The sequence below is a fragment of the Arthrobacter phoenicis genome (assembly GCF_047238215.1).
GTDB lineage: Bacteria > Actinomycetota > Actinomycetes > Actinomycetales > Micrococcaceae > Arthrobacter.
Map to the genome: position 1 here is coordinate 2,314,757 of NZ_JBDFMK010000001.1, position 17,714 is coordinate 2,332,470.

The window sequence follows — 17,714 nt, forward strand, 5'->3', positions numbered from 1 at the left end:
CGGCCCCCGCGCCCAGCGCGTGAGTCTAGCGGCCGTACGGGTTCTGGCCGTACGGGTTGGCGAACGGCTGCTGCTTCTTGAAGTACGGCGCGACGGCGGGCATGTACAGGATCACGATGCCGGCGACGCCGAGGACCACGGCAAGCGTGCCGAGGCTCAGCGGGAACAGGCTCAGCAGCGACAGGGCCGCCAGCACAGTGCCCAGGATGCGAGCCCAGTTCCGGCCCTTCCGGACGTTCAGGGCCACCAGGGCGTACAGGCCGGCGCTGATCACGGCGAAGACGATGATGCTGACCACCACCGCGCCCTTGATGCTGTCATAGCTGATGTCCGCGCCGCCGGCGGCCATCTGCTGCTCGACGGTGCTGCGCATCGCGGGGTTGTCCAGGGTGCCGAGGGCCAGGAGCAACGAGATCACCCAGACGACGCCGGAGGTCACCAGCAGCCAGAACGCGGTGTTCAGCAGCTGCGGCTGGCCCGCGGCGGACTGCTGCGGCTGCTCGGAGGGGTACCCGTACGGCGAGGGGCCGTTGGTGTACGCCGGGGGTTGCTGGCCATACTGAGGCTGCCCGTACTGCGGCGCGTTCTGGCCGTATTGCGGTGCATTTTGCCCGTACTGCGGCTGCTGCCCGTACTGGGGTGCCTGCTGCCCGTACTGCGGCTGTTGCTGCCCATATTGGGGAGCCTGCTGGCCGTACTGGGGAGCGTTCTGCCCGTATTGGGGCTGGCCGGACTGCGGCGCATTTTGTCCGTACTGGGGTGTGCCGGACTCGTGCCCGTCAGGGCTGGAGGGCTCGACTGGCGGGTTGGTCATGGCGGTCCTCTGCATTCGAAGGCGAACTGCCGGGATCAGCGCCTAGACCCTGCCCCCAGCGTGGATAGTCCCACCGTACCCCGCCCGCGCGCCCTTGTGGGGGAACGGATGCCGCCCACTTCCCCTGAAGTCCGGCGGTCTCAGGTCCGGGACTTGCCGGCGTCGAACCAGGCCTGGGCCGCCGGGAGCCACATCAGCAGCGTGGCTGCGAGGCAGATGACGAAGCTGGGCCAGCTCCCGCCCCCGGCTAACCCGGTGCTGACGGCGGCCAGCAGGAGGCTCACCCCCGCGGCGACGGTCAGGGCGTACCGGGCCCATTCCCGGCCCTCCTTCATCTTCATGGCCAGCGTCACCTGGGCAGCCGCGAGGGCCAGGGCGATCAGGACCAGCAGCAGCAACAGGATGCCGGGGCCGGGGGAGACGACAAAGAGGACCAGCCCGCCGAAGAGTCCGACGACGCCGGCCAGCAGCCCGAGGAGGCCGCCGGCCACCCAAATCCAGTAGGAAATCCTCAGGGGCACGGGCATCGGCGGGACCATGAACATTCCCGCGTAACCGCCCCCCGGCAGAACTTCGCGGAAGCTCCGGGGGTGGTCTGCGGGCCACGCGAACCGGTTGGCGCCTGGCTTGGGTGGCTCGGGAAGGTCGCCGGTGGTGCTCATGAATTTCACTGTAGACGGACCCGCTGACGGTTTCGAGCCGCCACCCGGGGACCGCGTAAATGCGCGAATGCCCCGCACCATCCGAAGAGGTGCGGGGCATTCGTGGGGCCGGCCGCGGTGGCCGGAAGTGCCCGGCGCTGCCGGGTGTGCAGACTAGGCTGCGGGGGCGATGAAGGCCAGTTCCAGGTTGATGGCAACCTTGTCGCTGACCAGCACGCCGCCGGCTTCGAGCATGGCGTTCCAGGTCAGGCCGAAGTCCTTGCGGCTGATGGTGGTCTCGGCGGTCAGGCCGGCGCGGGTGTTGCCGAAGGGGTCGACGGCCACGCCGTTGAGCTCGGTCTCGAGGGTGACGGGGCGGGTGATGCCCTTGATGGTCAGGTCGCCCTGCAGTTCGTAGGCGTCGCCCTTCTCGACGATGCCGTTGGAGACGAAGGAGATCTCCGGGAACTTCTCGACGTCGAAGAAATCTTCGCCGCGGACGTGGCCGTCGCGGTTGGCGTCGCCGGAGTCGAAGCTGGCGGTCTTGATGGTGGCGTTGACCTTGGAGTCGGCGACGTTCTCGGAGAGGTCGAGGGTGGCGTCGGCTTCCTTGAACTGGCCGCGGACCTTGCTGATGCCCGCGTGGCGGACGGTGAAGCCGATCTCGCTGTGCGAGTTGTCGAGGGTCCAGGTGCCGGCGGTGAGGTTAGCGGGAAGTGCCATGGTGGTTCTCCTTGAGTAAGTGGTTCGTTCGGATCGTTGTCTGATCGTCGGTCGCGGCCTCATTGGTTGAAGTCTCAACTAACTGCTTCACCCAGTATAAACATGCATTTGCATCTTTTATTCCACCTGCGGGGAACATTTCGGAAAAAACTTGAGTTCTACTCCTCGTAGAAGATTTCGTCATTGCCCCTGCCCTTTGAGAAACTGGTACACATGCCCCACGCGACTGTTCATCTGCTCCGCCATGGCGAGGTCCATAATCCCGACGGCGTCCTCTACGGCAGGCTCCCGGAATTCCACCTCTCCGAGCTGGGCCGGGAGATGGCGCAGACCGTCGCGGACCACTTCAGCCGCCGCGTCGCCGAGGGCGCCAATATCGTGCATCTGGCGGCGTCGCCCCTGACCCGGGCGCAGGAGACGGCGCAGCCGATCTCGCAGGCACTGGGCCTGCCGATCGCCACCGAGGAACGCATCATCGAGGCGGCCAACTACTTTGAGGGGATGCAGGTGTCCCGCTCCGAAATCCTCAAGCCCCGGCACTGGCCCATGCTCCGCAACCCGCTCCGCCCCTCTTGGGGAGAGCCGTACCAGGAGCAGGCCACCCGCGTCCGCGCCGCCGTCCAGGACGCCCGGCTCAAGGCCGTGGAACTCGGCGGCGACGACGCCCAGGCCATCCTGGTCAGCCACCAGCTGCCCATCTGGGCCACGCGCCTGAGCGCCGAAGGCCGCCGGCTGTGGCACGATCCCCGCAAGCGCGAATGCACCCTGACGTCCGTCACCTCCCTGGTGTTCAACGACGACGGCACGCTGCTGCGCGTGGACTACAGCGAACCCGCCGCCGCCCTGCTTCCGGGCGCGTCCAGCACACCGGGAGCCTGAGCATGAAGACGACGAACGTCCGCGTCACCCGGCGCGGCCTCCTCGCCGCCGGCGGTGCGGGCCTGGCCGCGGTGCTGGGCCTGACCGGCTGCGCCCAGGAAGACGACCTGGCCAAGCAGGCCAAGGCCGGGGACAACAAGAACTACGTTGCCGGCGACGGCTCCGTCACCGAATTCGCTGCCGCGGACCGGAAGAAGCCGGTGGACCTCAAGGGCACCCTCTTCGACGGCACCACCGTCACCGCAGCGCAGTTCCAGGGCAAGGTCACCGTGCTGAACTTCTGGTTCGCCGCCTGCGCCCCCTGCCGGGTGGAGGCCCCGTCGCTGGAGGCCCTGCACCAGGAGTTCAAGGACCAGGGCGTGCAGTTCTACGGCGTCAACCTCCGCGACGAGAAGGCGACGGCGGACGCGTTCGACAAGACCTTTAACCTGACCTACCCGAGCTTCAACGACAAGGACGGGGCGGTCCTTCTGGCCGTCTCCGGCCTGGTTCCGCCCGGCGCCGTCCCCACCACCCTGGTTCTCGACAAGCAGGGCCGGGTGGCCTCCCGCGTGCTCGGCGAAATCGAGAAGGGCACCCTGAAGTCCCTCATCGCCGCAGCCGTGGCCGAGTGAGCCGGTAGCTGCCGCCGTGAACAGTCCCTTCGCCGAAGCCATCCTCAACGGATCCCTCCTGCTGGCCATCCCGGTGGCCCTGCTGGCCGGGTTCGTGTCCTTTCTGTCCCCCTGCGTGCTGCCGCTGGTGCCCGGCTACCTCGGCTACGTGACCGGACTGACCGGCGTCGACCTGCAGAAACAGCGCCGCGGACGGATGCTGGCCGGGATCGGGCTGTTCGTGCTGGGCTTCTCGGTCATCTTCGTCCTGCTCGGCGGGGCGTTCGGCCAGCTCGGCACGCTGATCACCGGATCCCAGAACGGCTGGATCACCCAGCTGCTCGGCATCCTCGTGATCATCATGGGCGTGGTCTTCCTGGGCGGATTCTCCTGGCTGCAGCGTGACGCCAAGATCCACGCCAAGCCGCCGGCCGGTCTCTGGGGCGCTCCGCTGCTGGGCGTCACCTTCGGTCTTGGCTGGGCGCCGTGCATCGGCCCCACCTACTCCGCCGTCCAGCTCCTGAGCCTCTCCGGCGGCTCCTCCGCCGCCAAGGGCGCCCTGCTGGCCTTCGTCTACAGCCTGGGCCTGGGTATCCCGTTCCTGCTGATCGCCCTGGCCGTGCGCCGCGGCGTCGGCGTCATGTCCTTTTTCCGCAAGCACCGGCTCGCCATCCAGCGCACCGGGGGCGGCATCCTGATAGCCCTGGGGCTGCTGATGGCCACCGGCGTGTGGGGCGCCTGGGTGTCCGGCCTGCAGTACTGGTTCCAAACCGATGTGAAGTTGCCGATCTGATGAGCGAGCGAGTGAACGAACAAACGAAAACCACGCCGGACGGCAAGAGCGGCACCACCACCAAGCCCCGGAAGAAGGCAGTCTCCTCGGCCAAGTCCGAGGCGGTGCTGCCCACGCTGGGCCCGCTGGGCATGTTGCGCTGGGCCTGGACCCAGCTGACCAGCATGCGCACCGCGCTGTTCCTGCTGCTGCTCCTCGCCGTCGCGGCCGTCCCCGGGTCCCTGTTCCCGCAGCGGGCGGCCAATCCCGCCATCGTCACGCAGTACATCAAGGACCACCCGGACTACGGCAAGCTGCTCGACTCGCTGCAGCTCTACGACGTGTACTCATCGGCGTGGTTCTCCGCGATCTATCTGCTGCTGTTCATCTCGCTGATCGGCTGCGTGGTGCCGCGCGCCATCGTCCACTACAAGGCGATGCGGTCCCAGCCCCCGCGCACCCCGGCCCGGCTGTCCCGGCTGCCCGAATACGGCACCCTGATCATCCCCGCCGACGCCGGGATCCCGGCCTCGCGCGCCATCGAGGACGCCGCGGCGCTGCTGAAGAAGCGCGGCTACCGCGTAGAGGTCAGGGACCGCGACGGCGAACGGCCCTCCGTCGGCGCCGAACGCGGCCTGTTCAAGGAAGTCGGCAACCTGGTCTTCCACACCGCCCTGATCGGCGTGCTGGTCTCCGTCGCCGCCGGCGGCCTCTTCGGCTACAGCGGCCAGCGGATCCTGGTGGAGGGCGACACCTTCGTCAACACCCTGGTGGGCTACGACCAGTTCAGCCCCGGCACCAACTTCCAGTCCAGCCAGCTGCAGCCGTACTCGATCCAGCTGGACAAGTTCCAGATCACCTTCGACCGTGAGTCGAAGGGCAAGTTCGGCCAGCCGATCGACTTCAAGGCCGACGTCACCACCAAGGAAACCCCGGACTCGCCGGCCAAGCAGGAAGTGCTGAAGGTCAACGACCCGCTCAGCCTCGGCGGCACCAGCGTCTACCTCACCGGTAACGGCTACGCCCCTGTGGTTACCGTCCGCGACGGCGCCGGCAACGTCGCCATGCAGGGCCCGGTGGTGGCCAAGCTGCAGGGCGACAACTACTACTCCTCCGTGGTCATCAAGGTCCCGGACGCCAAGCCGGACCAGCTCGCGTTCGCCGGGTTCTTCCTGCCCACCGCCTTCATCACCCCCGAGGGTGTCTCCTTCAGCGGGGACCCCGAGCTGTTCAACCCCCAGCTGACGCTGAACTCCTACTACGGCGACCTGGGCCTGAACGACGGCGCCCCGCAGAACGTCTTCGAGCTCGACGTCAAGAAGCTGACCCCGCTGAACGCCCGAAACCTGCCGACCAAGGGCATCGTGCTCACCCCTGGTGCCACGCAGACCCTCCCGGACGGCAAGGGCTCCATCACATTCGACGGCGTCAAACGCTACGTCGGCGTCGACATCCACCACAACCCCGGCCAGGCCTCCGCCCTCGCGTTCGCCCTGATCGCCGTCGCCGGCCTGGTGACCTCCCTCTACGTCAACCGGCGCCGGGCCTGGGTCCGCACCGGAACCCACCCGGACGGCCGGACCATGGTCGAATACGGCCTCCTGGCCCGCGGCGAGGACCACCGGCTGGCCGGTGAAGCCGCCGCGATCCGCGCCATGCTCGCCGCCGCCTGGCCGCTGGACGAGGAATCCGACTCTGGAAAGGCTCCCGGCGGCGGGGCGCAAGGCCCAGCCTCCCAGCCCGCTCCCAGCACCATGGCGGATAATGGCCGGGCGGAGACCGCGCTGCCCGGCGCCGGGGAGTCAACAGCCCCGGAGGACGCCGCCGCAGACGCCACCCAGCCCACACCCGGCTCTACCGAGTCAAAGAAGGATCAGTAATGTTCCCCATCAACGAAACCATGGGCCAGTACAGCGAGCTCTTCATGCTCCTGGCGGCCGGTACGTACACGATCGCGTTCATCGCCTTCGCCTGGGACCTGGCTAAGAGCAGCAAGATGCTCCGCGCCGTGGACCAGAAGGCGGCGGAGCTCTCAGCGGCCGAGCGCTCGACGGCCCAGTCCGCGCGCGTCCCGGTGGGCGCCGGGGTCGGCGCCGCCGGTGGCAGCACTGGCGGTCCCGAGCTGACCGGTCCCGCCGACCGGGCTGAGCGGCCGACCTCCTCCGCCGCGGGATCCGCCGCCGACGGTGCCGGTCTGACGGCCGACGGCGGCATGCGCTACGGCTCCGAGCGCCGGGTTCCCGCCCGCGTCGCCGTCGCCCTCGCAGTCCTGGGTGCGGCCATCCACGCCGCGGGCGTCATCACCCGAGGCTTCGGCGCCGGCCGTGTGCCGTGGGGCAACATGTACGAATTCCTCACCACTGGCGCTTTCGTTGCCGTGGCGGTCTTCCTGCTGGTGCTGATCCGCCGCGACCTGCGCTTCCTGGGTACCTTCGTGATCGGCCTGGCCATCATCATGCTGGTGGCCGCCTCCGTCGCCTTCTGGACCCCCGTGGGCCACCTCGTACCGGCGCTGCAGAGCTACTGGCTGCTGATCCACGTCTCCATCGCGGTGCTGTCCTCCGCGCTGTTCACCCTGACCTTCGCGATGTCCGCCCTGCAGCTGGTGCAGTCGCACCGGCAGAAGACCGTGGCGGCCGGCGGCAAGGACAAGCTGGGCTTCATGCGGCTGGTCCCGAACGCCCTGAGCCTGGAGAACCTCTCCTACCGGATCAATGCCATCGCCTTCGTCGGCTGGACCTTCACACTCATGTTCGGTGCGATCTGGGCCGAGAAGGCCTGGGGCCGCTTCTGGGGCTGGGACACCAAGGAAGTCTGGACGTTCGTGATCTGGGTGGTCTACGCCGGATACCTGCACGCCCGCGCCACCCGCGGCTGGACCGGCACCCGTGCGGCCTGGCTCTCGATCGTCGGCTACCTGTGCGTGGTCTTCAACTTCACCATCGTGAACCAGTTCTTCAACGGCCTGCACTCCTACTCGGGGCTGTAGGGGCGGGGACCCTCTCGGGGCGCTGGTCCCGGTCTCTCGGGCCGGTCCGCTGATCCATCCGTTTGCCAGAAATGGCCGCTAAGCCACAGCGCTTAGCGGCCATTTCTGTCAGATGGGCGGTCTGTCAGCTGGGTGGTCTGTCCGCGGACGTGATCTGCTCTTCGGGGCAGGTTGCGGTGTCCACCCGCGGCCCAGCAGGGCCGCCCGCACGCGGCTGACCGCCGTCGGCTCCAGCCCCGGGGCGAACGGCGTCAGGTCCCATTGGGTCAGCACTACCACCCGACACCCGGCGTCCCGGGCCCGCTCGTCCCGGAAAATATCACTCCGGCGTTGACGGGGTTCGGCATGGTGTCCGCCGTCGTACTGGACCGCCACCCTCTCCCGTTCGTAGGACATGTCCGGCTCCTGGATCCAGCCGCCCGTTTCATCCAGCATCGGGACGTTGATCCCGGGCTCCGGCAGCCCGTGACGGAGCAGCAGGAGCCGGAGTTCGGTCTCCTTGGGGGAGTCCGTGCCCGGACGCATGAGCGCCCGCGCCCGGATCGCCTTCCGGTAACCGGCCTTCCCGGCCCGCCCGTCAAGGTACGCGTCCAGGGCTTGGGGCGTTGACAGCGGGTTGCGGCGCCCGAGCAGGAAGTCCCCGGCGATCACCAGGTCATCGAGGCCCAGGATGCCGGCGAGGTCGAACCAGGTCCGCAGCGGAGAGGTGCAGCGGACGTGCACGCCGGCGACAATCTCGTCCGGGGCCAGGAGTTGCTGATGGCCCACGACGTTGCTCCGCCGCACGGCACGGTGCCCGGGCTGGCTCGTCAGATGGACGACGGCGGTGCCGGCGGACGCTAACGGCAGCGGGAAGCCCCACAGGAGTGCCGCCGAGAGGTGGCTCACGACGGCGTCGGTGACCGTGGCCAGGGCGCGGGCCCGGCCGAGGAGCGTGTCCGGTTCGGTGCTGTCCGTTCGGACGCCGTGACAGGGGCTGACAAGATCCCGCGCACGGGTCCGGCCCCGGGTGACCGCCGCCGCCCGGGCTTCGGCCGTGCTGAAGGGCCGGTGCAGAAGCTGGGGTGGGAGCGTGCTGGGTTGGCGCTTGGAGGCCATTCTGCGCCGGTTGAAGCAAGGCAGGTCCGTTGTCCACAGGCAACCCCGAATGTGGGGGAGGAGTGGTCCACGCCGGACCGGCCTTGGCGAGCCGGCGCAGGACCGGCGGATCGCGGCCGAGACGTTATGCCGGAGAAGTTACCGGGGCCGCTGGTTTGCCGGAGACGGCTGTTCTGAGGCTGCTTTAGCGACCGTTTGTGGCGAATGGCCGCGGTAGGTGGCCCTGGCGAACATCAGCAAGTTCGTGCGCGGGGGTCCGAGGGGCGGGGTCCGAGGGGCGGGCTGTTCAGCGAGCAGGAGCTACTTGACCTCGTCGGTGCCCGGGGCGGGATCACCGCTGCCGTGGGCCTCCCCGGATCCTGAATCGTCGCGCAGGTCCCGTTCCCGGGCCTCGAGGTCGTCCTTGAGCTTCTTCAGCCGGTCCGCCTCTGCCTGATTGCGCCGGCGCACCTCCAGGTTGCGGAGGAACTCGGGGTCGTCGTCCGGGGCGGTGGGGTGGCGGTACGTCGCGGGGGCCGGCCCTGCGTTGCCACGGGGACGCCCGATCAGGAACCAGAGCACGGCACCGAGCACCGGCAGGACGATCTGGACCGCGATCCAGGCGGGCTTGGAAATGCCCTTCACGTCGCGGGCGTCCGTGCGGATCAGGTCGATGAGTCCGTAGACAAAGACCACCAAAACAACGATTGGTACCACCACGCGGAGCATACTTTCAGTCTAGCCGCCGCCCGGCCGTTCGGCGGCGGGGCCAGGGCACGGAGCAATAACACTCTGCCGCGGCCCGGCGGGTCCCGGACGGCTAAACTGGGACCGTGGCTTTCCTGAAATACTCCCTGATCCGCCTGGTGCTGTTCGCGCCGCTCTTTGCGCTCTTCGTCTACCTGCAGCTGGGCTGGCTGCTGGCCGCGCTCTGCGCCGGAATGATGGCGTTCGCGATCAGCTTCCTGTTCTTCCAGAAGCAGCGCGACCAGGCCACCGCGTCGCTGCACAACCGGTTCTCCGGCAAGGCCAAGCCCCTGCGCACCGCGGGCGAGGTTGACGACGCCGAGGCCGAGGACCGCCTGGTAGAGGCCCACCCGGACGTCACGGTCCGCACCGAGCGCCGCAAGGACTCCGAAGAGTCCTAGGCCGAAAGCCGGCCGGGCATCCTGTGCGGACCGTCCGGCCTGAGCCTTCAGCCGGTCTGAGCGGACCGGCTGGCCCTGGGCACGAAGCCGATCAGCGCGTGCCGGCGGCCACGACCCCGGCCTAGCCCCGCCTAGAAACCGTGGCTGAGGACCAGCCCGATGGAGAACAGTGCCGCGTAGCCGAGGTTGATCAGGCCGGTCTGCTTCAGCACCGGGATCAGGCTCTTGCGGCGCCGGCCGGCGATCATCAGCCAGGACGGCATCAGGCTGGCCGGGATCAGCAGCAGCACGATCAGCATCCACGGCTTCGCCGGGGCCAGCACGATCACCAGCAGGATGGCGACGGCCAGCATGAGCACGTAGCTTTCCCGGGCGTGCTTGTCGCCGAGGCGCACGGCGAGGGTCTTCTTGCCCGCCACCGTGTCTGTGGGGATGTCCCGGACGTTGTTGGCCATCAGCAGCGCGCAGGCGATCAGGCCGGTGCCGATCGCACCGATGACCGCCGCGAGGCTGACCTGACCGGCCTGCGTGTACGTGGTGCCGAGCGTGGCCACCAGGCCGAAGAAGACGAAGACGAACAGGTCGCCGAGGCCCAGGTACCCGTAGGGGTTCTTGCCACCGGTGTAGCCCCAGGCGGCCAGGACGCAGCCCACGCCCACCAGGATCAGCCACCACGCCTGCGTGATGATGACCAGCACCAGCCCGAACAGCATGGCCAGGCCGAAGGCCCCGAAGGCCGCCCGCTTCACCAGGGCCGGTTCCGCGGCGCCGGATCCCACCAGCCGGAGCGGGCCCACGCGGTCCTCGTCGGTGCCGCGGATTCCATCGGAGTAGTCGTTCGCGAAGTTCACGCCGATCTGCAGGAACAGCGCCACCAGGGCCGCCAGCAGGGCATTCACCGGACGGAACGCGTCCATCTCGTAGGCTGCGGCCGACCCGATCAGCACCGGCGCGATCGCGGCCGGGAGGGTGCGGGGACGGGCGCCCTGGATCCATTGTGCGGCTGTGGCCACGTTCAGTACCTCGTTGCTTGGGGGGTGGCGGCCTGCTGGGGAACAAGCCTGGTGGAAGCTTTTACTATTTTCCCTGATGCAGGGCGTCCAGCCGAATGGCCATGCCCAGCCGGTCCGGTTTCCCGTTGGGGAGCATCAGCAAGTCGTCGGCAAGGTGGATGGTCTTGGGTGCCAGCGCGCCGGTCAGCGGACCCGCGCCGGAGCCCAGGAGGGCGCGGAATTCCGCCGCGGCCTCCTCGGATCCGTTGGTCAGGACGACGTACGCGGCCAGGGCCTGCCCCCAATCGGCGGACGGGACACCGGTCACGAACGCGGCGCGCACGCCGTCGAGCCGTTCCAGCTCCGCCTGCACGTGCGCGGCCGAAACCTTGACGCCGCCGGTGATGACGACGTCGTCCGCGCGGCCCTGCACCGTGAGGGTCCCGTCGGGGGCCAGGGTGCCGAGGTCGTTGGTGCGGTACCAGCGGAGGCCGTCGCGTTCGACGAAGGCCGACGCCGTCAGGTCGGGCTCGCCCAGGTAGCCGGCGGCCACCGTGGCACCGCCGAGCAGAATCCGCCCGTCGGCGTCGACCGCCACCTCGACGCCCTCCAGCGGGACGCCGTCGTAGACGCAGCCGCCGCTTGTTTCGGCCGAGCCGTAGGTGGTGACCACGCGGACGCCGGCCTCCCGGGCCGCGGCCAGCAGCTCGGGCGACGCGGGGGCGCCGCCGAGCAGGACGGCGTTGAAGCGGCGCAGCGCGGCCAGCGTGTCAGCTGAGGGGTCATCGAGCAGCCGCTGCAGCTGGGTGGGCACCAGGGAGGTGTAGCGGAGGGTGTCGGTCAGCTCCCCGGCGGCCGCGGTGAACGCCTCGGGGGTGAAACCGTCGGAGAGGTCCATGGCCCAGGGCCGGGTGCCGGCGAAGAGCGAGCGGACCAGCACCTGCACCCCGGCCACGAACTGCACCGGCAGCGCCAGCAGCCACTGGCCCTCGCCGCAGAGCGCGATCGCCGTCGCCATCGAGGAGGCGGCGAGCGCGTCGACGGTCAGGATGGTGGCCTTGGGGGTGCCGGTGGACCCGGAGGTGCGGACCACGACGGCGGCCCCCTCTACTCCGGGGACGTCCACGGAGCGGGCCACAGGGGAGCCGTCCGGGCCGGCCGAGAGTTCGACGGCGGGGCCCTCCCCGCCGAGGGCGGCGGCGAGGGCGGTCAGGACCTGGTCCAGGTTTGGCGGGGCGGCAGTCATGGCGGGCCTAGAAGTAGTAGGGGAACTGGGACCAGTCCGGGTCCCGCTTCTCCAGGAAGGCTTCCTTGCCCTCCACCGCCTCGTCGGTCATGTAGGCCAGGCGGGTCGCCTCGCCGGCGAACACCTGCTGGCCGGCCAGGCCGTCGTCGGCGAGGTTGAAGGCGAATTTGAGCATCCGGATGGCTTGCGGGGACTGCCGGGCGATGTCCGCGGCGTACTCCAGTGCCACCTCCTCGAGCCGCTCGTGGTCCACGGCCTCGTTCACGGCGCCCATCCGGACCATGTCCTCGGCGGAATATTCGCGGGCCAGGAAGAAGATCTCGCGGGCGGCCTTCTGCCCAATCTGGCGGGCCAGCAGCGCCGAACCGTAGCCGGCGTCGAAGCTGCCGACGGTGGCGTCGGTCTGCTTGAACTTGCCGTGCTGGCGGGAGGCGATGGTGAGGTCGGAGACGACGTGCAGCGAGTGCCCGCCGCCGGCCGCCCAGCCGTTGACGACGGCGATAACCACCTTGGGCATGGTCCGCATCAGCCGCTGGACCTCCAGGATGTGCAGCCGGCCGGCGCGGGCCGGGTCGATGCTCTCCTGGGTCTCGCCGCCGGCTGTGTTTTGTACTACGTACCGATACCCGTCCCGTCCGCGGATCCGCTGGTCACCGCCGGAGCAGAACGAGTGGCCGCCGTCCTTGGGGGAGGGGCCGTTGCCGGTCAGGAGCACCGTGGCCACGTCCGGGGTCATCCGGGCGTGGTCCATCACGCGGTAGAGCTCATCGACGGTTCCGGGCCGGAACGCGTTGCGCACCTCCGGCCGGTTGAACGCGATCCGCACGGTGGGCAGGTCCCGGACCACGGTGCCGTCCGCGGCGCGCTCCACCTGCCGGTGGTAGGTCATGTCCTGCAGGTCGAACCCGGACACGGTGCGCCAGCGGGAGGGGTCGAAGACGTCGGATACCTTGGCGGGGATTTCGTTGCTCACAGACCGAGTCTAGTAATCGGCTCAGCTGATGCAGAACTCGTTCCCCTCGGGGTCCGCCATCGTGTACCAGGAATGCGGTCCCTCGTTGGCGGTCCATAGGTAGGTGGCGCCGCGGGCTTCGAGGGTGGCGCGGGCCTCGTCCTTGTCGCCGCCGGCGAGGTTCACGTCCCAGTGGACCCGGTTCTTGACGGTCTTGGGCTCCGGGGCGGTCTGGAACAGGATCCTCCGCGTGGCCGGCTTGCTGGCCAGGTCCTCGGGCGGCCGGATGGCGGCGCCGGTCCGCCACACCAGCTTCCCGCCGTGCCGGAGGGTGTCCGCCTCCGTCGCGAAGCCCTGCTCGATCATGGACCGGATGAAGTCCTCGTCCTGCGGCTCCACGGCCCAGTCCAGGGTCTCGGCCCACCAGTCGGCGAGGGCGTGCGGGTCGGTGCAGTCGACGGCGATCTGGATGTTCAGTGTCATGGCAGAAACCTACGACGGCGGCCCGCGGGGCGCCAGAGGCCGCGGCCCGGCAACCAGCTAGCTACTGCAGCCGGTCCAGGACGTCCGGCGGGATCGCGTAGATGAAGATGACGGCCAGCAGGTTCTTGGCGGCGTGCACGAAATAGGAGAACATCAGGTTCCGGCCTGTCCAGACGTATACGAACACCAGAACGGCGCCCATCGCGATGTACGGCATCAGCACCGGGAGCGTCAGTGCCTCCTGGCCCACGATGTGCAGCCCCGCGAAGAGCACCACGGACAGCGCGCTGCAGACCCAGATGTTGAGCTTCCGGCTAAGTTTGCCGATCAACAGATGCCGGAAGATGTATTCCTCCACGAACGGGCCCACCACCACCAGCAGCGGCACCACCAGCCAGGCCGGCACCTGCTGCATCAGCGCCTGCAGCCCGGCCTGGTTGGCGGAGGTCTGCGGCGGCCCGGGCAGCGCCACCAGCACGGCAGTCAGGATCATGGCGGCCACCACGGAGGCCGGCACCATCAGCAGGGTGAACCACGGCCGGGTGGCCAGCACCTGCAGGTCCCGCCGGACCACGCGGCGTGCCGCGGTCAGCGCCAGCGCACCGATCACGCCGTAGAAGACCAGGTTGATCGCGTACGACGCGGCTGCGGGGTTGGGGGAGAGCTGCAGCACCACCGGCGTCAACAGATCCGCGGCGGTGGCGAAGAAAGCGGCCACGGCCACGTAGATGCCGGCGGCAGTGAAATCCAGCCGGGAAAACACGTAGAAATCCGGTCGCGGTGCCGGGATGCGGCGGAGATCGGTGCCCATGGAAACAGACTATCCGGCGGCGGCCCGGTGTTGCCCGCGTCACGGCGGGCCCGGCCGAGCTAGTACGATAGATGAGCCGCGCGACGCCGAGCCGCAGCCAGCTCCGGTACCACCGGCTGCCCCGTTCCGGGCCGCCCCTGCTGCCGAACGCCCGGAAAACGCCGCCCTGTCCCGGCCAGACCCCAACCGCAAGGAACAGCTGTGCCTCAAAGTACCTCCACAGACAAGCAAACCGCGGCCGCCCCCACCGCCGTCGACTCCTCCCTCAGCGCCGAGGGCTACAAGAAGTCGCTGAGCGGCCGCCAGGTCACCATGATCGCCATGGGCGGCGCCATCGGCGTCGGCCTCTTCATGGGAGCCGGCGGGCGCCTCGCCTCCACCGGCCCCGCCCTGGTTTTCTCCTACGCCATCGCCGGCGTCATCGCCTACCTGCTGATGCGGGCCCTCGGCGAGCTCATCATGTACCGCCAGACCTCCGGCTCCTTCGTCAGCTACGCCGGTGAGATGTTCGGCCGCAAGGGCGCCTACCTCTCCGGCTGGATGTACTTCATCAACTGGGCCATGACCGGCATCGCCGAGCTGATCGCGATCGGCCTCTACTTCCAGTTCTTCTTCCCCAACGTCCCGGTCGAACTGACCGCGGTCGCCGCGCTGCTGCTCCTGGTGGGCGTCAACCTGCTCAGCGTGAAGGCGTTCGGCGAGTTCGAATTCTGGGCCTCCGTCCTGAAAGTCGGAGCCATTGTGATCTTCCTGGCCGTGGGCACCTTCATGGTGGTCACCAACGCCAAGGTGGGCGAGGGGCACGCCTCCGTCACCAACCTCTTCGCCGGCGACGGCGGCATGTTCCCCAAGGGCGCCCTGGTGATGATCCTGGTACTCAACGCCGTGATCTTCGCCTACAACGCCATCGAACTGGTCGGCATCACCGCCGGTGAAATGGAGGACCCGGCCAAGGAGGTCCCCAAGGCCATCCGCGCCGTCGTCATCCGCATCGTGGTCTTCTACGTCGGCTCCGTGACCCTGCTGGCCATGCTGCTGCCCTCGGACCAGTACAAGGCCGGCACCTCGCCGTTCGTCACCGTGTTCGGCCAGATGGGCCTGCCCTGGATGGGCGACGTGATGAACATGATCGTCATCACCGCGGCGCTGTCCTCCTGCAACTCGGGCCTGTACTCGATCGGCCGGATCTTCCGCACCATGGCCAACAACGGCCACGCCCCGCAGTGGCTGACCCGGATGTCCAAGACCCACGTGCCCTACGCCGCCATCCTGGCGATCGGCGCGGTCTACCTGGTCGGCATCCTGCTGAACATCTGGCTGGGCGGCTCGCACGCCTTCGACCTGGCCCTGAACACGGCCTCGATCGGCGTCATCTTCACCTGGGGATCGATTTTCGCCAGCCAGATCGCACTGCGCAGGATCAAGGGCAACGACGCCTCCTCGCTGCCCATGCCGGGCTCCCCGTGGACCAGCTGGGCCGGCCTCGTGGCGCTGCTGGCCATCACCGTGCTGATCGGCTTCGACACCATGACCAGCAAGACCGGCGAGGTCTTCCAGCTGGGACTCTGGACGCTGGCCACGATCCCGTTCTTCGCGGTGGTGCTGTGGCTGGGCTGGCAGAAGGTCAAGCACAACGCCCCGAAGAGCGAGCTCTACAGCTAGGCTCTCCGGGTCGGACACACAGGGTTCAGCCGAACCCGGACGACGGCGGTCACCCGCGCTGCGGCGCGGTGGCCGCCGTCGCCGTTTAAGCCGCCGTCAGCCCTTGAGGTGCCGGGCGAAGTGATCCTCGATGCGCCGCCAGGCCTCCGGAGCCGACGTCGGGTCCGGGCCCACTCCCATCACGCGCAGCAGCGGGCGCAGCGGCCGCGGGCCGGCCTCGACGTCGTTGAGGAAGGCGTGCCCCGCCGTCGGGAACTCCTTCACGTCGTGGCTGACGTTGAGCCGCTCCAGGACGTCGGTGAGCTTCTCTGCGGCTCCCGGCAGTCCCCGGTCCCGGCCGCCGTAGTTGGCTACGATCGGGCACGCCCCGGCCAGTTCCCGTTCCGGGTTGGAGGGCAGCTTGCCGTAGTTCACCGCGGCCGCGTCGAAGCCGTCGTTGGCCAGCAACAGGGCAAAGCCACCGCCCATGCAGAAGCCGATCACGCCCACCTTCCCGTTGGTCCGGCCCGAGTCGAGAAGCCACCGCCGGGCCGCCTCGAGGTCGGCGAACGCCTTGCCCTGGCCCGAGGCCAGGGAGCGCATGGTGGAGACCAGGCATCGGCGCGCGCCCCCGTCGCTGAAGAGGTCTACGGCCAGGGTGAGGTAGCCGGCGGCGGCCATCCGGTCCGCGTGGCGGACGGTGATGTCGTCCAGCCCGAAGACCTCGTGGATCATCAGCACCGCCGGGAAGGGACCTTCCCCGTCCGGGGTGGCCAAATAGCCCCGAAGCCTCGGGGAACCGTCCCGCCCGGCCGGGCCGAGGTCGACGTTGCGCAGGTCGGTACTGCCGGCGGTGGGGCGGTTGGCGGTGCTGGCCACGGGGGCTCCTCGGTTCATCGGTGCGGGGCGGTGTACTGGCTGGGTGAGGGATAAAAAACGACGCCGGGCACGCCCCCAAAGGAGCGCCCGGCGTCGTCGGTCATCGCGGCGGAGCGGCTAGTCGCGCCGGACCGCGTCCTTGACGTTCTCGCCAACCTTCTTGGCATCCGAGACCACCTGGTCCTTCTGGCCTTCGGCCTTCAGGCGGTCGTTGCCGGTGGCGGTTCCGGCAGCCTCCTTGGCCTTGCCACCAAGGTGCTGCGCTTCGTGCTGAATCTTGTCGCCGAGACCCATGGGGAACCGCCCTTCTCTCCGGTTGACTGCTTCGGTTCCAGCATAAGCAAAGCATGCTTACTAGATCAAGTCTTTTCCGGTCAGCGCTAGGCTCGACGTCATGAAACCCGGTAAGCCCCGAATCACCGCACCGCGCCTCCCGGACCTCCGGCTGGATGATCTCCAGGAGGACGCGGACCCTGACTTCCGCCGCGGGGAGCGCTACGAGGGCCGCGCCTACCGGCAGGCCGTGGCCGACGGGCTGGACCTTGCAGGTACGGACTTCGTCGAGTGCTCGTTCGCCGGGGTCTCCTTCCACGAGACGCAGCTGCGCGGCGCCGGGTTCCGGGACTGCGTCCTGTCCGACCCGAATGCGCCCGTGCTTACCGCCGCCCGGGCGGGGCTGACGGAGGTGGAGATCCGCAATCCGCGCTGGGGCTCCGCCGAACTCTACGAGGGGCGCTGGCAATCGGTGCGGATCGACGGCGGAAAGCTCGACTACGTCAACCTCCGCGGCGCCACCCTGGTGGACGTGCAGATCAGCGACTGCATCATCGGGGAGCTGGACCTCGGCGCCGCCGCGGCCACCCGGGTGGTCCTGAAGGACTGCACCATCGGAGCGCTGGACTTCACCGGCGCCCGGCTCAAGGACGTGGACCTGCGCGGCAGTGAATTCCGCGCGGTCAGCGGCCTGGGCAGCGTGGCCGGGCTGGTGGTTGACGAGCGCCAGCTGGACCTGCTCGCGCCGCTGCTGGCCGCGCACCTGGCGATCACCGTCGCCTGAGCCGTAGGGGATCTGCC

Annotated in this window: 20 protein-coding genes; 8 read left to right on the plus strand and 12 right to left on the minus strand. The window is 69.0% G+C overall.

The genetic code is table 11. From position 1 onward, the window contains the following. Positions 1–25 precede the first annotated feature (25 nt). From ABC337_RS10895 to ABC337_RS10905, 3 genes are all read right to left on the minus strand, one after another. Complete coding sequence (locus ABC337_RS10895; protein WP_412883942.1) at positions 26–814, minus strand: hypothetical protein; 789 nt, start codon at positions 812–814, stop codon at positions 26–28. Positions 815–954: 140 nt separating this feature from the next. After that, positions 955–1,476: a hypothetical protein gene (locus tag ABC337_RS10900; protein WP_412883941.1), complete on the minus strand. Its 522-nt coding sequence runs from the start codon at positions 1,474–1,476 to the stop codon at positions 955–957. A 153-nt stretch (positions 1,477–1,629) separates the two neighbouring features. Continuing rightward, positions 1,630–2,178, minus strand: coding sequence for a YceI family protein (locus ABC337_RS10905; RefSeq protein ID WP_412883940.1), 549 nt, complete (start codon positions 2,176–2,178; stop codon positions 1,630–1,632). A 213-nt stretch (positions 2,179–2,391) separates the two neighbouring features. On the opposite strand from ABC337_RS10905, the gene ABC337_RS10910 reads away from it, so the two are divergent. The 5 genes from ABC337_RS10910 to ccsB are packed head-to-tail and all read left to right on the plus strand — an operon-like array spanning position 2,392 to position 7,411. Then, a complete protein-coding gene (locus tag ABC337_RS10910) occupies positions 2,392–3,057 on the plus strand; it encodes a histidine phosphatase family protein (protein WP_412883939.1) in 666 nt (221 codons plus the stop codon). A 2-nt stretch (positions 3,058–3,059) separates the two neighbouring features. Beyond that, positions 3,060–3,671 (plus strand): TlpA family protein disulfide reductase, encoded by a 612-nt coding sequence (locus ABC337_RS10915; protein WP_412883938.1) that lies wholly within the window; start codon positions 3,060–3,062, stop codon positions 3,669–3,671. Positions 3,672–3,687: 16 nt separating this feature from the next. Then, entirely contained in the window at positions 3,688–4,443 is a 756-nt protein-coding gene (locus ABC337_RS10920) for a cytochrome c biogenesis CcdA family protein (RefSeq protein ID WP_290256115.1), read from the plus strand. Further along, positions 4,443–6,302, plus strand: a complete 1,860-nt coding sequence (gene resB, locus ABC337_RS10925; protein ID WP_412883937.1) for a cytochrome c biogenesis protein ResB — start codon at positions 4,443–4,445, stop codon at positions 6,300–6,302. Before ABC337_RS10920 ends, resB begins: the two co-directional genes overlap by 1 nt. After that, a complete protein-coding gene (gene ccsB / locus ABC337_RS10930) occupies positions 6,302–7,411 on the plus strand; it encodes a c-type cytochrome biogenesis protein CcsB (RefSeq protein WP_412883936.1) in 1,110 nt (369 codons plus the stop codon). Before resB ends, ccsB begins: the two co-directional genes overlap by 1 nt. A gap of 108 nt (positions 7,412–7,519) precedes the next feature. Here the strand turns inward: ccsB and ABC337_RS10935 are convergent, their stop codons facing one another. Beyond that, positions 7,520–8,509 carry a hypothetical protein gene (locus ABC337_RS10935; protein WP_412883935.1) on the minus strand — a complete coding sequence of 330 codons (990 nt, stop codon included), beginning with the start codon at positions 8,507–8,509 and terminating at the stop codon, positions 7,520–7,522. A gap of 300 nt (positions 8,510–8,809) precedes the next feature. After that, entirely contained in the window at positions 8,810–9,217 is a 408-nt protein-coding gene (locus tag ABC337_RS10940; protein WP_412883934.1) for a PLD nuclease N-terminal domain-containing protein, read from the minus strand. Between the two features lie 104 nt (positions 9,218–9,321). On the opposite strand from ABC337_RS10940, the gene ABC337_RS10945 reads away from it, so the two are divergent. Continuing rightward, positions 9,322–9,636, plus strand: coding sequence for a DUF4229 domain-containing protein (locus tag ABC337_RS10945; RefSeq protein ID WP_412883933.1), 315 nt, complete (start codon positions 9,322–9,324; stop codon positions 9,634–9,636). A 131-nt stretch (positions 9,637–9,767) separates the two neighbouring features. Here ABC337_RS10945 and ABC337_RS10950 read toward each other — a convergent pair whose 3' ends face one another. From ABC337_RS10950 to ABC337_RS10970, 5 genes are all read right to left on the minus strand, one after another. Beyond that, the gene (locus ABC337_RS10950) at positions 9,768–10,649 is read right to left on the minus strand and encodes a 1,4-dihydroxy-2-naphthoate polyprenyltransferase (protein ID WP_412883932.1); all 882 of its coding nucleotides are present in this window, start codon (positions 10,647–10,649) and stop codon (positions 9,768–9,770) included. Between the two features lie 64 nt (positions 10,650–10,713). Beyond that, positions 10,714–11,874, minus strand: a complete 1,161-nt coding sequence (locus tag ABC337_RS10955) for an AMP-binding protein (RefSeq protein ID WP_412883931.1) — start codon at positions 11,872–11,874, stop codon at positions 10,714–10,716. 7 nt (positions 11,875–11,881) lie between these two features. Beyond that, entirely contained in the window at positions 11,882–12,847 is a 966-nt protein-coding gene (locus tag ABC337_RS10960; RefSeq protein WP_412883930.1) for a 1,4-dihydroxy-2-naphthoyl-CoA synthase, read from the minus strand. Between the two features lie 21 nt (positions 12,848–12,868). Continuing rightward, positions 12,869–13,309 carry a VOC family protein gene (locus ABC337_RS10965; protein ID WP_412883929.1) on the minus strand — a complete coding sequence of 147 codons (441 nt, stop codon included), beginning with the start codon at positions 13,307–13,309 and terminating at the stop codon, positions 12,869–12,871. A 61-nt stretch (positions 13,310–13,370) separates the two neighbouring features. Further along, positions 13,371–14,120 carry a CPBP family intramembrane glutamic endopeptidase gene (locus ABC337_RS10970; RefSeq protein ID WP_412883928.1) on the minus strand — a complete coding sequence of 250 codons (750 nt, stop codon included), beginning with the start codon at positions 14,118–14,120 and terminating at the stop codon, positions 13,371–13,373. A 201-nt stretch (positions 14,121–14,321) separates the two neighbouring features. Between ABC337_RS10970 and ABC337_RS10975 the strand changes: the two genes are divergently transcribed. Next, positions 14,322–15,782, plus strand: a complete 1,461-nt coding sequence (locus ABC337_RS10975) for an amino acid permease (protein WP_412883927.1) — start codon at positions 14,322–14,324, stop codon at positions 15,780–15,782. A 96-nt stretch (positions 15,783–15,878) separates the two neighbouring features. Here the strand turns inward: ABC337_RS10975 and ABC337_RS10980 are convergent, their stop codons facing one another. Both ABC337_RS10980 and ABC337_RS10985 read right to left on the minus strand, forming a co-directional pair. Further along, complete coding sequence (locus ABC337_RS10980) at positions 15,879–16,598, minus strand: dienelactone hydrolase family protein (protein ID WP_412884946.1); 720 nt, start codon at positions 16,596–16,598, stop codon at positions 15,879–15,881. 159 nt (positions 16,599–16,757) lie between these two features. Further along, positions 16,758–16,934: a CsbD family protein gene (locus ABC337_RS10985; protein ID WP_290256103.1), complete on the minus strand. Its 177-nt coding sequence runs from the start codon at positions 16,932–16,934 to the stop codon at positions 16,758–16,760. A gap of 100 nt (positions 16,935–17,034) precedes the next feature. On the opposite strand from ABC337_RS10985, the gene ABC337_RS10990 reads away from it, so the two are divergent. Further along, positions 17,035–17,697: a pentapeptide repeat-containing protein gene (locus tag ABC337_RS10990; protein WP_412883926.1), complete on the plus strand. Its 663-nt coding sequence runs from the start codon at positions 17,035–17,037 to the stop codon at positions 17,695–17,697. Positions 17,698–17,714 lie beyond the last annotated feature (17 nt).